This is a genomic window from Kaistia dalseonensis (genome assembly GCF_030814715.1).
GTDB classification, from domain to species: domain Bacteria; phylum Pseudomonadota; class Alphaproteobacteria; order Rhizobiales; family Kaistiaceae; genus Kaistia; species Kaistia dalseonensis.
Window position 1 is genome coordinate 116,870 of record NZ_JAUSVO010000006.1, and the last position, 12,699, is coordinate 129,568.

Below are 12,699 nucleotides of genomic sequence, written 5' to 3' on the forward strand. Positions count from 1 at the left end.
CCCAAATGGACCCGCGCGATGGCTGGGTCTTTAGACGAGATGGGCGGGAGTGTCAAATATAGACCGATCCGCGCGGCACTATATGAACCGCGCGCTCCGTGAGCAGAGGCTTGCGCGCCATGGCCGGCAGGGGCATTGAGGCGGCGATCACGAAACGCAGCATAGCGAAAAGGCGGGACACATGTCGCAGAAAGTCATCGGCCTGATCGGCGGCATGAGCTGGGAAAGCTCGGCTGAATATTATCGCATCATCAATGAGCGCGTGCGCGACCGCCTGGGCGGCCTGCACTCCGCGCGCTGCCTGATGTGGTCATTCGATTTCGCCGAAGTCGAGGCGTTGCAGCACGAAGGACGCTGGCAGGATGCCACCCTGCTGATGATAGAGGCGGCGCAGCGGCTCGAGCGCGGCGGCGCCGACTTCGTCGTGATCTGCACCAATACGATGCACCGCATGGCGGCCGAGGTTCAGGCGGCGATTTCGCTGCCGCTGCTGCATATCGCCGACCCGACCGCAACGCGCATCCGCGCCGACGGCCACCGTCGTGTCGGCCTGCTCGGCACCGCCTTCACGATGGAGCAGGACTTCTACAAGGGCCGACTCGCCGACAAGCACGGGCTCGATGTTCTGATTCCCGATGAGGCCGATCGCACGACCGTCCACCGCATCATCTATGAGGAACTGGTGCAGGGCCGGGTCGTCGAAAGCTCGCGGCAGGCCTATCGCGCGGTGATCACCCGCCTCGTCGAACGCGGCGCGGAGGCCATCATCCTCGGCTGCACGGAGATCATGCTACTGGTGAAGCCCGAAGACAGCACCGTGCCGCTCTACGATACGACGATGATCCATGCCGAGGCCGCTTTGGAGATGGCGCTGGGCCAACCGAGCTAACCATCGTTCGGGGCAAGCCGCCAAGCCTCCCGCGCGCGGCCCAGGGTTGGACCCGCTCAGCCGCGCCGCACATCCGCCTCCCACTGCGTCAGCAGTTCCATGATCTCGATCGAGTCGTCCAGCCGCGGCGACGGGCGCTCCGCCTGCTTCAATCCGGCGGCGAGGCTCCGCTCGACCATCCGCACCTGATGCAGGAACGCGTCGCCGTCGGACTGCACCTCGATGACCTCCGAAGAACCGTCGAATCCCGTCCACACAAGACGGTTGCTGCCCGCGACGGGCAACCAGGGATTCGTCACAAAGCTGAGGCTGCCCTTTTCGCCGATCACTGTGAATTCAGGATGCATGCCATGCGTCTCGGCCGTCTGGACGGTGGCCAGAATGCCATTGCCGAAGCGCAGCGCGATCGCGGCCTCGCTGACATTGCCGTCATGGGCGGAGATCGTGCCGAGGCCCGTTCCCGCTCGGTCGCGGAAGGCGCCCTCGCCTGCCACGGTCTGGATGGCGAGATGCAGCAGCGAAACCGGATAGCAGCCGAGATTGTAGAGAACGCCGCGCCCCTCGGGATTGACCAGTTGCCAGATATCGGCGGCATAGCTGGCGTGGATCGATTTGACCGCGCCGAGCCGGCCATCGCGCAGGATCTCCACGAAACGCGCGATCACAGGGTGAGCCAGATACATCAGCCCTTCGACGAAGAAGCTGTCATGCGCGCGAACTGCATCGACCAGCGCATGGCTCTTCTCCATGTCGATCGAGAGCGACTTTTCGCTCAGCACCGGCTTGCCGGTGGCCGCGGCTCGAATGGTCCAGACATGATGGAGATTGTTCGGCAGGCCGACATAGACGATGTCGACCGACGGATCGGCAAGAAGCGCATCGAAATCGGTATAGGCCGCAGGAATGGCGAAGCGGGCGCGAAACGCCTCTGTCCGCGCCGCATCGCGCCCCGCGACAGCCGCGATGCGGGACCCCGGGCTCTGTCCGATGGCCTTGGCGACGGTATCGGAAATGAAGCTGGTGCCGAGAATTCCCCAACCGGGCATGCGCGATCTCCCTTGCGGCAATGACCCTGCTTAGCCGGTTCGTTGCGCGGAGCCTAGCAGGGGGCGACTTTGTAAGCCTCGCTTATCGAAGCCCCTTTTCGATGGTCCGCCGCAACCCCACATGGCGATGACATTCGCAGATCCGGAAATCTCCCCATGCCCAATCTCGCCGATACGCCGCTCTCGGTCCTCGACCTCGCGCCAGTCCGCCAGGGCGGCACCATATCGGCCGCGCTCGCCGACACGCTCGATCTCGCCCGCCATGTGGAAAAGCTCGGCTATAATCGCTTCTGGCTCGCCGAGCATCACAACATGCCCGGCATTGCGAGTTCCGCGACCTCCGTACTGATCGGCCATGTCGCGGGCGGCACGTCGACCATTCGCGTCGGCTCCGGCGGAGTGATGCTGCCGAACCACGCGCCGATCGTCATCGCGGAACAGTTCGGCACACTGGAGGCGCTCTATCCCGGGCGAATCGATCTCGGGCTCGGCCGTGCGCCGGGGACCGACATGCTGACCACGCGCGCACTGCGCCGCGATCTCGCCGACGACGAGAACTCGTTCCCGCGCAATGTGCAGGAACTGCTCGCCCTGCTCGCCCCGGCCGGCGAAGGCCAGAAGGTTCGGGCCGTGCCGGGTTCGGGTTCCAACGTGCCGGTCTGGCTGCTCGGCTCATCGACCTTCAGCGCGCAGCTTTCCGCCATGCTCGGCCTGCCCTTCGCATTTGCCAGCCATTTCGCGCCGCAGCGGCTGCTCGAGGCGATCGAAGTTCACCACCATTTCTTCAGGCCGTCGGAATATCTGGACAAGCCCTACATCATGGTCGGCCTGCCGGTGATCGCGGCGGACACCGACGAGAAGGCACAATATCTGGCGACGACCACCTATCAGCGCCTGGTCAATCTCGTCCGTGGCCAGCCGACCGTGCTGGTGCCGCCGGTGGACAGCATGGACGGGCTCTGGGACGAACGCGAGAAGGCGTATGTCGCCTCCCATCTCGGTATTGCCGTCATCGGCGGACCCGAAACGGTCAAATCGGGACTGCAGGCCTTCCTGGACAAGACCGGCGCGAACGAACTGATCATCACATCCGACTTTTACGAGCATGCCGACCGGCTACGCTCGTTCGAGATCATAAAGGATGCGGCCCGGGCCGGCTGAAGCCATCATACGGCCCTGATCAGGCGCGAAATGGGGACATCGTCTTGCCAAGAAGCGCCCATGTCTGCCGATCAGCTTACCGTCATCGTACCGGTCTTCAACGAGGAGGCCGGGCTCCATCGTTTCGCGGCCGAACTCAAGGCCGTGCTGGAACATATTGACCGCATCGAATGGACGGTCCTGTTCGTCGATGACGGCTCGAAAGACGAAACGCGGGACATCATCCATGTCCTGAACGCGGGCGATCCGCGCTTTCGCGGCCTGGCGCTGAGCCGCAATTTCGGCAAGGAGGTCGCGATCGCCGCCGGTCTGCGCAATGCGGGGGGCGACGCGATCATCCTCATGGATGGCGATCTCGAGCATCCCCCGGCGGTCCTGCCCAGCTTCGTCGAGAACTGGCGTGCCGGCTACAAGATCGTCTTCGGCCGAAGGACCGACAGCGAGCAGCAATCGGCGCTTCGCCGCCTCTATTCGAAGGCGTTCCATCGTGTCTTCACGGCGATCGCCAAGCCGAGCATTCCGTCCGGCGCCGTCGATTTCCTGCTGATGGACCGCAAGGCGGTCGACGCGATGAACGCGCTCGGCGAGCGCGCGCGGTTCAGCAAGGGCCTCTATGCCTGGATCGGCTTCAAATCGACCGTCGTGCCGTTCGATGTCGGCCGGCGCGAAGCCGGAGATTCGAAATTCGGCTTCGTCTCGCTCGCGCGCTTCGCGATCGACGGCCTCGTGTCGTTCTCGACGATCCCGTTGAAGGTCTGGTCCTATCTCGGCCTCGTCATCTCGGTCTTCGCCCTGCTCTACGGCCTCGCCTTCATCATCGACACGATCGTCAACGGTCCCGACGTTCCGGGCTTCCCGACGCTGGTCGTGTCGATCATGTTCTTCGCGGGCGTGCAGCTCATCTCGCTGGGCGTGCTCGGCGAGTATGTTGCGCGGATCTACGAGGAGGTGAAGGGCCGGCCGCTCTTCATCGTCGACGAGACGATCGGCGGCGGCAGTCCCCGCCCCGCCTCGCCGGAGACCCGCATCGCGTCGGCGGAGCAAAGGGACTGATGGCGGACAGGGTGCTGCTCTGCGCCGATGATTTCGCGCTTTCGCCGGGCGTATCGCGCGGCATCGCGGAATTGATCCGAGCGGGGCGTCTGTCGGCCACGGGCGCGATGGTGACGGAGCCCGATTGGGCCGCGCAGCGGACCGCGTTGCCTGAATTGCGGTCCAAAGCCGCGATCGGCCTTCATCTCAATCTGACCACAGGTGGACCGCTCGGCCCCATGCCGACTTTGGCGCCCGATGGACCGTTTCCGGGCCTGCAGGCGCTGATGCGGCTGGCCTTCACCGGCCGCCTTGCGGCGCCCGAAATCAGCGCGGAAATCAGCCGTCAGCTCGACCAGTTCGAGACCGTGGCGAACATGCCGCCCGATTTCGTCGATGGCCACCACCATGTTCAGGTCCTGCCGAAAGTCCGTGCCGCCCTGCTCGACGCATTGTCCCGGCGCTATCCCGGCCACACGCCCCTGCTTCGCAATCCCGGCGACACTGTTCGGCGAATCGCGGCGCGGCGCGGTGCAGGGCGAAAGGCGCTGCTCGTCACCCTGCTCGCCCGCGGCTTCGGTGCCGACGCGCATCGCCATGGCATTGCGACCAATGAGGGCTTTTCGGGATTTTCGGCGTTTGATCGCGAGCGCGCCTTCGCTGACGAGCTGACGACCTTTCTGAAGGCGCCGGGACCACGACAGATCGTCATGTGCCACCCCGGCTATCCCGACCAGCAGCTTGCGGCGCTGGACCCGCTCTTCGACCGGCGTCTTGACGAGCTCGGCGCATTGATGACCTATCCCGATCTGGACCGGCTGATCACGCGGCCGAGGCGCAACACGGACGGACGGATCGAATGGTTATGGCCGTGAGCCCTCGCCGCAGGCAGCAATTGCACCATCTCGCCGGCTTCCTCGTGGCGGGTGGCAGCGCCTTTCTGGTCGATGCGGGCATTCTCATGCTGCTCGTCCATTTCGGCGCCAACCCTTTTGCGGCACGGCCCTTCGCCATCGCCTGCGCCATGGTCGTCGGCTGGCTGATCAACCGCACATGGACCTTCCCCATGCCCGGGCCGCCGCGCCTCGGCGAGTTCCTGCGCTACGCCGCCGTCGCCTGGCTCTCGGTCTCGATCAACTATGCGATCTATGCGGGATTGCTGATCGTGTGGCCGACCATGCCGCTGATCGAGGCGCTGGTCATCGCCACGGCGATCGCCATGTTTTTCTCCTATTTCGGCTACCGCCTGATCGCCTTCCGCAAGCCCCGCTCGGCGGTCAGCGCGTCCGGGCCGAAGTCGTAGCCGCCTGCGGCGCTGCCAGGCAGCGCCACACCAGGAAGGGCAGGAAGGCGAGGCAGAGCAGCGGCTGCAGCCAGAGATTCGTCAGCTTGAACGTGAGCGCCTGCACGAGGAAGCCAAAGGCGATCGCGCCCAGGAACCAGGTCGGCCCCGCAAGGCGGTCCCTGTTCCAGACGATGCTGGCGTAAACCGCGAGCACCGAACCGAACATGATGTAGGTGTTGGCCTCGGTGCGCGGGTTCATCAGCATCAGATAGACGACCGAGAGCGCGAATATGTCGATCGCCGCATCGAGGCCGTCACGACGGCGCTTCGTGATGTAGGCGAGCCCCAGCACGACGGCGGCGATCACGATCCGGATCGCGGTCAGGACGGGGTCCGAAAGCCAGATGCCGAGGCTGTGGAGAAGGCCGGTGATGTCGGCCCATGCGCCCTCGCCCGGATCGCCGGCCACCATGATCTTCTGGATGCCCAGCCCGTAGAGGTGGAAGGCCACGACGGGATCCGGATTGACCAGCGGCAGCAGCAGCACGCCGATCGTAACGACCAGCAAGCGCCAGCCAAGCTTGGGATAAAGCACCCCGACCAGCAGCATCATGACGAAGGCGAGCGGCTTGATCGCAAAGGCGAGCCCGAGCAGCAGTGCGGCGAGCCACCAGCGCCTCTCGGCGATCGAAAGCGCGCTGAGCAGCATGAGCGCCGTCAGGATGGTCGTCGCCTGGCCGTTCCGGAGTGCGCTGAACGCGCTCGGCATCAGGAACAGCAGCGCCGCGCCGAAGACCAGCAGCCGGTCGCGCGCCGGCATGGAGGGCATGGCCAGGATGCTGGCGCGCCACAATGCAAAGGCCAGAAGCACGACCGAGACAACCCGCCAGAGCGCATCGCCGACATTCGGCCCCAGCAGCGCGAACGGCGTATAGAGCACCGCAAAGCTCGGCAGATAGAGGAAGCCCTCGCGGCCGGCGCCGAAAATGTCCTCGCCGCGCCACCAGCCGAGCGCACCATTGCGATAGACCGGAACGACGCTGCTCGCGGACGGATCGCGCAGGACCAGCACCACGACAACGAGATTGAACAGAACGAAGAGCGCCAGTCCGACGACCCCGGCGACAGGAAGGAGTCGATCCAGCGGATCGCGCGACCCTGCGCCTGCGGTCGCGATATTCACATTCGACATCGAAATTCCATTTCCTGCCGATTATCCGGCGCGCGGCTCGAGGCCGCACTGCGCCAACAAGCCGGTGAGATTATGGGACCAGTCTTTTGCCGAAGTTAGGTACGCACCACCCTTGTTCAGTGGCGTTCCCTCGGGATCGGGCTCCCGGCCGAGCACGGAAAGGACACGGCGCGCGATCGCTTCGGCCGGATCGACCCAGGCCACCGGCCAGGGCGCGAGCCGGTCGAACCGCTCGAGGAGAAAGGGATAATGCGTGCAGGCCAGAACGACAACATCGGTTCTGCGTCCATCGACCTCGATGAAGGCCGGTTCGATCTCGGTTCGGATCGCCTCGTCCGGCACGTCCTCACCAGCCATGACGCGTTCCGCCAGCGGGGCGAGTTCCGACGAGCCGACGAGGCGGACATGGCAGCGCTGCGCGAAGGAGCGGATGAGTTCGCGCGTATAGTCGCGCTTCATCGTGCCGGGCGTCGCGAGAACACCGATGACGCCGCTCTTCGTACGCTCGGTGGCCGGCTTGATCGCCGGCACGGTGCCGATGAAGGGAATGGGATGGGCAGCGCGCAGCGCGGGAAGCACCAGCGTGGACGCCGTGTTGCAGGCGATGACGACAGCATCGGGCTGGAACCGCGCGATCAACCGGCCGATCAGCGCCACGATATGTTCGAGCAGCGGTCCGGCCTCCCAATCGCCATAGGGAAAGGCGGCATCGTCGGCGACATAGGCGATCTCCGCCGAGGGCAGATTGCGGCGGATCTCGCGCAATACGGAGAGACCGCCTATCCCGGAATCGAAGACCAGCAGCCGGATGCTCAATCGTCGGCCTCGCGGCTGGTCGTCTCCGTCCCGTCGGCGCGCCGGCGGGGGCGTGTCGGACGATTTTCGAGCGCCGCGATGACGCCGCGCAGGGTGCGGATGTCCTTCTCGGTGAACTGCGCCTTCTGCAGCATGGCGCGCAGCGTATGGACGACCACCGGCCGCTTCTCGACCGGACGGAAGAAGGTCACGGCATCGAGCGCGCCTTCCAGATGCTCGAACAGGCCGATCAGCTCTTCCTTGGTCGCCGGGCGGCTGTCGTTCGGCGTCGTGAAGCGCAGCCCAGCCTCTTCGCTCTCCAGCCCGCTCCGCCGCCATTCATAAGCGACGATCAGCACGGCCTGCGCGATGTTGAGCGAGGCGAATTGCGGATCGATCGGCAGCGTTACGATCTCGTCGGCGAGCGAAATCTCCTCGTTCGTCAGTCCGATCCGCTCGCGTCCGAACAAGACACCGGTCCGCACGCCCTCCATCATCCGGCCGCGCATCATCTCGGCCGCCGAAGCCGGACCACGAACCGTCTTGGCGAGTTCGCGCGGGCGGGCGGTCGTCGCGGCCACATAGCCGAGATCGGCCACGGCCTCCTCGACGGTGCCGAACAGGCGGATACGGTCGAACACATGGTCGGCCCGGCTCGCGGCACGGCGCGCGCTCTCGCTCGGCCAGCCGTCGCGCGGGTTCACGACACGCAGGTCGCGAAGGCCGAAATTCGCCATGGCGCGGGCGGCGGTGCCGATATTCTCGCCGAGTTGCGGCTCGACGAGGATGATCGCAGGTCCGTCGATCAGGAGTTCGGAATCTGACATGGATCTCGCAAAGGGATCGAAAACGTGGGTGGCGCTGTCCTAACGCATAGCATCGCCCCTCGCCAGAGACGTCCGAACCCCCAAGGCGATGGGCGCCCGATTCGGCGCTTCCACATCGCATTCCGATATCGGCAATATGGTTGTAGAATGGCAGCATCCGCGCCAGATTCGGGCGCTATTTTGGGGGTACGGCAATGCCGACGGTCATCGTCTCGGACAAGAGCATTTCGGCGACGGTCCTGCAGAAATGGGGCTGGTTCATCGCGCTCGGCGTGGTGTTCCTGATTGGCGGCATCTTCGCCATCATGATGCCGCTCGTTTCCAGTCTCGCCGTCGGCATCTTCCTCGCCGCCATCCTCGTCATCGCCGGCGTCATCCAGATCTTCCAGGCCTTCCGCGTCCAGAGCTGGTCGGGCTTCATCTGGCAGTTGCTGATCGGCGTGATCGTCCTGATCGGCGGCATCGCGATCTACTCTTCGCCGGTCTCCGGCAGCTTCGCGCTCACGCTCGTGATCGCGGCCGTGTTCATCGCCAAGGGCATCTTCCAGATCGTGCTCGGCTTCCGCCTGCGCCCGCAGGACGGCTGGGGCTGGATCCTGGCTGCGGGCATCATCGCGCTGCTGGTCGGCGTCATGATCCTCTCCAACTACCCGTTCTCGGGCCTCTGGGTTCCCGGCACGCTCGCTGGCGTCTCGCTGATCTTCACGGGCTGGAGCTATATCGCCCTGGGTCTGGCGGCGCGGCGTCTGGCGTCCTGACACTGATCGACGCCGGCGCGGCGGACATCGCAGGCGCCGGCGCGATCTCCCGGGCATAATCGACACAGGCCGCGACGATCGGTGCGCAGACCGTGTTGCGGCCATAGGACGTGTCATTGTCGCCGGCATAAGTGAGCCGCACGGCGCGTCCATCGACGAAGCGGATCTGCGCGCGGCAATTGCCGCCGCCGGGCTTCATCGAGACGGACGTGCTCGCCGCCCCGAACAGGACCGGCGCATTGACCGTCACGCCACCGCTCGACACCGCCGTTTCATAGCTCCAGATCTCGCTGCCATCGCTCTCGCGTGATGTCCGCTGCGGGAAACCGGCGCACATGCGGATATCGGCTTGGCTGAGCCCCACGATGGAGCTCCGCGCCGCTATCACCGTGCGTTCCGATGTCGTGCACCCGTTGAGAGTGGCCGCGGACGCGACGAGAAGGCCGATAGCTGCCCGGCGCAGCACGCGCTTCATGGCGCATCCCCCGTCGAATGGACCGCCGGATCAGTCGGGAGCATCCTGAAGGGCCGCGACCTGTCGCTCGGCAAGGCCGAGCGCGAGAACGCCCAGAGCCAGAACCGCCGCGCAATCATGCGCCCAAATGAAAGCCTGGGCATTCGAGAGTGAATAGCCAGCCAGCGCTGCGAGGCTGATGGCCACGACAAGCGCCGACCAGATGATCAGCCCGACCAGGAGCGCGACGCCACCGCGCACCATGAGTTCGTCCATGTTTTCCGGAATGGCTTTCAGCATGGCCTGTCTCCGTTCGCCTGCACCGACATTTGTTGCCGCAGTGCAGCAACGACTGATGAGGCAACCGCTATGGCGCGACAGGGTTCCGATTCTTTTCGCGTCTCGCTGACTTATCGTGTCGTTACGTCAGACCACGGCCGGCGAGACCGTCGGCCACTCTGCGAATTCGGTCGGGGCTCCGGTCTCAGAGCGGCCCTGCAACCGCCGACGGACGACCCGTCAGGGCGCGCTGCGCCAGAGCGCCGAGACCAAGCAGTGTCGCCACCACGCCGACGACCCAGCCGAAGATCGGTATGGCGTGGAGAATCGACAGGACGACCAGGCCGACGAGGATGGCCCCGATGGCAGCCCAGCGACTGGCCGAAATGCGGCCCGTGACGCGGTCGAGCAGTGCACCGCCGACCACATAGGCGCTGGTCAGGTAGCCGGCGATCAGCAGGAACGGGATCAACAGGATGATCACCGGGACCAGCGGTATGCCGATCAGCGAAATCGACAGCACGAAGACCGAACCGAACAGCGCCGACAAGGTGATGATCCCGGCGAAGAAGGTGCGCCATGGACGGTTGGTCAGAACACCGCGCGCATCGGCCAGCACCGGCATCAGGATCCAGACCAGCAGCACGCCGGCGACGAGCAGCACGGCGAGGAACATGAGCGCGCCGCCGATGAAGTGTGTCATGCCAGGCGGCACCGGCGGTGGAGCGACGATATTGGCCGTCACCTTCTCGGGCGCGATGACCTCGGCCGGGATATTCAGCGCCCGGTCACTCCAATAGGTGAGGTTTCCGCCAATATGGGCGCCGGGCCCGAACCGAATCTCGCGCGCCCGGATTTCGGCCGAGCCGGAGATCGGCGCACCGATCTCGACGACATCACCCGTCAGCAGCGCATTGCCGGCGATCGGGCCATCAATGTTGACATAGCGGGCGCCCAGTATCGCCTCGCCGCCGATCGAGCCTTTCGCACCGACATTGACCGCATATCCGGCAGCCGTCACATCCCCGGTGACCGGTGCGTCGAAGCTGACCGAATAGCCGATGGCGTAAGCGTCCCCGCCGACCGCTGCGTCGAAACGGACATTGCGTCCCGCCGCATGGGCGGTTCCCGAAATATCGCTGTCGATGGCCACCGTCTCGCCTGCGGCGAACAGGCCCCGCAACCCCGGCTGGCCAACGCGCACATCCATGCCAGTCGTGAAGAGACTGTTGCCGAAGCGATGGCTCCCGCCATCATCGTCGGCCGACGCGGCGCCGCCGAGCAGAAGGAGAACGAATGCCGCGCGGGCGGCGAGCTTGAAGAAGCGGGCCATGATGACCTCTCTGGCTGGCACAGGCGAGCAGGAAGTGGATCACGGGCTGTGCAACAATACCCGCGCTCTATCGGCAACCATCATGACGCATTACCGGGCGCAGGAATTGATGCGCGTCAAACGCCGCTCTGACGACTTTCCGCCCTCTAGCCCCGATGCTATAGCAACAGCGACTTTTCACTCGCGCTCCACCACGCGGCCTCCACCGCCCCGGCCGAGCGCTCCCAACCCCAAGGCGAGGCAATTTCTCCATGGCGAAGATCAAGGTAGCCAATCCCGTCGTTGAGCTCGACGGCGATGAGATGACCCGGATCATCTGGCAGAATATCAAAGACAAGCTGATCCATCCCTATCTCGATCTCGACCTGCAGTATTACGACCTCGGCATCGAACATCGCGACGCGACCAACGATCAGGTGACGATCGACGCCGCCGAAGCGATCAAGAAGGTCGGCGTCGGCGTCAAATGCGCCACGATCACGCCGGACGAAGCCCGCGTGAAGGAATTCAACCTGAAGGAAATGTGGAAGTCGCCGAACGGCACGATCCGCAACATCCTCGGCGGCGTGATCTTCCGCGAGCCGATCATCTGCCAGAACGTGCCGCGCCTGGTGCCCGGCTGGACGCAGCCGATCATCGTCGGCCGTCACGCCTTCGGCGACCAGTACAAGGCGACCGATTTCAAGGTTCCCGGCAAGGGCCGCCTGACGGTCAAGTTCGAGGGCGAGGACGGCACCGTCATCGAGAAGGAAGTCTTCAAGTTCCCGGGCGCTGGCGTCGCCATGGCGATGTACAACCTCGACGAATCGATCCGCGAATTCGCCCGCGCCTCGCTGAATTACGGCCTGATGCGCAAATATCCGGTCTACCTCTCGACCAAGAACACGATCCTCAAGGCCTATGACGGCCGCTTCAAGGACCTGTTCCAGGAAGTGTTCGATGCCGAATTCGCCGCCGCCTTCAAGGCAGCCGGCATCACCTATGAGCATCGCCTGATCGACGACATGGTCGCGTCTGCGCTCAAGTGGTCCGGCGGCTATGTCTGGGCGTGCAAGAACTATGATGGCGACGTCCAGTCCGACACGGTCGCGCAGGGCTTCGGCTCGCTCGGCCTGATGACCTCCGTGCTCCTGACGCCCGATGGCAAGACCGTCGAGGCCGAGGCCGCGCACGGCACCGTCACGCGCCATTACCGCGAGCATCAGAAGGGCAAGGAGACGTCGACCAACTCGATCGCCTCGATCTTCGCCTGGACCCGCGGCCTCGCCCATCGCGCCAAGCTCGATGACAATGCCGAACTCGCCAAGTTCTCGTCGACGCTCGAGAAGGTCTGCGTCGACACGGTCGAAGCCGGCTTCATGACCAAGGATCTCGCGCTCCTCGTCGGTCCGGACCAGAAGTGGCTCTCCACCACCGGCTTCCTCGACAAGGTCAGCGAAAACCTGAACAAGGCGATGGCATAAGCCGAGGCCGCCAGCGGCTTTTCGCCGGTCAGGTGGCTCTCTTCAAACGATCGACAGCGAGATCGGCGCGGGCCTCCGCGCCGATCTTCGGCAAGATGACTACGCATAGCCAAGCAGTTTACGGGCGCCGATCGGAGATCGGCTGGAAAGGCCGGGCCGCATAGGCTAGCCTGATGGCAGGTTTC

General features: G+C 64.9%; 14 protein-coding genes. 7 read left to right on the plus strand and 7 right to left on the minus strand.

Annotated elements, in window-relative coordinates:
* The first annotated feature begins 181 nt into the window (after nucleotides 1-181).
* Nucleotides 182-889, plus strand: a complete 708-nt coding sequence (locus QO014_RS20080; protein WP_266350537.1) for an aspartate/glutamate racemase family protein — start codon at nucleotides 182-184, stop codon at nucleotides 887-889.
* Between the two features lie 56 nt (nucleotides 890-945).
* Here QO014_RS20080 and QO014_RS20085 read toward each other — a convergent pair whose 3' ends face one another.
* Entirely contained in the window at nucleotides 946-1,935 is a 990-nt protein-coding gene (locus QO014_RS20085; RefSeq protein ID WP_266350538.1) for a Gfo/Idh/MocA family protein, read from the minus strand.
* 156 nt (nucleotides 1,936-2,091) lie between these two features.
* On the opposite strand from QO014_RS20085, the gene QO014_RS20090 reads away from it, so the two are divergent.
* Genes QO014_RS20090 through QO014_RS20105 form a run of 4 tightly spaced genes read left to right on the plus strand, consistent with a single transcriptional unit; the run spans nucleotide 2,092 to nucleotide 5,431 of the window.
* On the plus strand, nucleotides 2,092-3,096 hold the full coding sequence (locus QO014_RS20090; RefSeq protein WP_266350539.1) for an LLM class flavin-dependent oxidoreductase: 1,005 nt from the start codon (nucleotides 2,092-2,094) through the stop codon (nucleotides 3,094-3,096).
* A 60-nt stretch (nucleotides 3,097-3,156) separates the two neighbouring features.
* Nucleotides 3,157-4,149 carry a glycosyltransferase family 2 protein gene (locus tag QO014_RS20095; RefSeq protein ID WP_266350540.1) on the plus strand — a complete coding sequence of 331 codons (993 nt, stop codon included), beginning with the start codon at nucleotides 3,157-3,159 and terminating at the stop codon, nucleotides 4,147-4,149.
* Nucleotides 4,149-5,003 carry a ChbG/HpnK family deacetylase gene (locus QO014_RS20100; protein ID WP_266350541.1) on the plus strand — a complete coding sequence of 285 codons (855 nt, stop codon included), beginning with the start codon at nucleotides 4,149-4,151 and terminating at the stop codon, nucleotides 5,001-5,003. The genes QO014_RS20095 and QO014_RS20100 overlap by 1 nt, the downstream gene beginning before the upstream one ends.
* Nucleotides 4,994-5,431, plus strand: coding sequence for a GtrA family protein (locus QO014_RS20105; RefSeq protein WP_266350542.1), 438 nt, complete (start codon nucleotides 4,994-4,996; stop codon nucleotides 5,429-5,431). Before QO014_RS20100 ends, QO014_RS20105 begins: the two co-directional genes overlap by 10 nt.
* Here QO014_RS20105 and QO014_RS20110 read toward each other — a convergent pair.
* The 3 genes from QO014_RS20110 to QO014_RS20120 are packed head-to-tail and all read right to left on the minus strand — an operon-like array spanning nucleotide 5,406 to nucleotide 8,227.
* Nucleotides 5,406-6,605 (minus strand): glycosyltransferase family 87 protein, encoded by a 1,200-nt coding sequence (locus QO014_RS20110; protein ID WP_266350543.1) that lies wholly within the window; start codon nucleotides 6,603-6,605, stop codon nucleotides 5,406-5,408. The two genes, QO014_RS20105 and QO014_RS20110, sit on opposite strands and share 26 nt — an antisense overlap.
* A 21-nt stretch (nucleotides 6,606-6,626) precedes the next feature.
* On the minus strand, nucleotides 6,627-7,421 hold the full coding sequence (gene murI, locus QO014_RS20115) for a glutamate racemase (protein WP_266350544.1): 795 nt from the start codon (nucleotides 7,419-7,421) through the stop codon (nucleotides 6,627-6,629).
* Nucleotides 7,418-8,227 (minus strand): RNA methyltransferase, encoded by an 810-nt coding sequence (locus QO014_RS20120; RefSeq protein WP_266350545.1) that lies wholly within the window; start codon nucleotides 8,225-8,227, stop codon nucleotides 7,418-7,420. The genes murI and QO014_RS20120 overlap by 4 nt, the downstream gene beginning before the upstream one ends.
* A 194-nt stretch (nucleotides 8,228-8,421) precedes the next feature.
* Between QO014_RS20120 and QO014_RS20125 the strand changes: the two genes are divergently transcribed.
* Entirely contained in the window at nucleotides 8,422-8,985 is a 564-nt protein-coding gene (locus QO014_RS20125) for an HdeD family acid-resistance protein (RefSeq protein ID WP_266350546.1), read from the plus strand.
* Here QO014_RS20125 and QO014_RS20130 read toward each other — a convergent pair.
* The 3 genes from QO014_RS20130 to QO014_RS20140 form a co-directional block, all read right to left on the minus strand.
* Nucleotides 8,930-9,349, minus strand: coding sequence for a hypothetical protein (locus QO014_RS20130; RefSeq protein ID WP_266350547.1), 420 nt, complete (start codon nucleotides 9,347-9,349; stop codon nucleotides 8,930-8,932). The genes QO014_RS20125 and QO014_RS20130 overlap by 56 nt on opposite strands.
* Before the next feature lie 141 nt (nucleotides 9,350-9,490).
* Nucleotides 9,491-9,739, minus strand: coding sequence for a hypothetical protein (locus QO014_RS20135; protein ID WP_266350548.1), 249 nt, complete (start codon nucleotides 9,737-9,739; stop codon nucleotides 9,491-9,493).
* A gap of 184 nt (nucleotides 9,740-9,923) precedes the next feature.
* Nucleotides 9,924-11,051, minus strand: a complete 1,128-nt coding sequence (locus tag QO014_RS20140; protein WP_266350549.1) for a DUF8173 domain-containing protein — start codon at nucleotides 11,049-11,051, stop codon at nucleotides 9,924-9,926.
* Between the two features lie 251 nt (nucleotides 11,052-11,302).
* On the opposite strand from QO014_RS20140, the gene QO014_RS20145 reads away from it, so the two are divergent.
* Nucleotides 11,303-12,514 carry an NADP-dependent isocitrate dehydrogenase gene (locus QO014_RS20145; RefSeq protein ID WP_266350550.1) on the plus strand — a complete coding sequence of 404 codons (1,212 nt, stop codon included), beginning with the start codon at nucleotides 11,303-11,305 and terminating at the stop codon, nucleotides 12,512-12,514.
* Nucleotides 12,515-12,699: the final 185 nt, after the last annotated feature.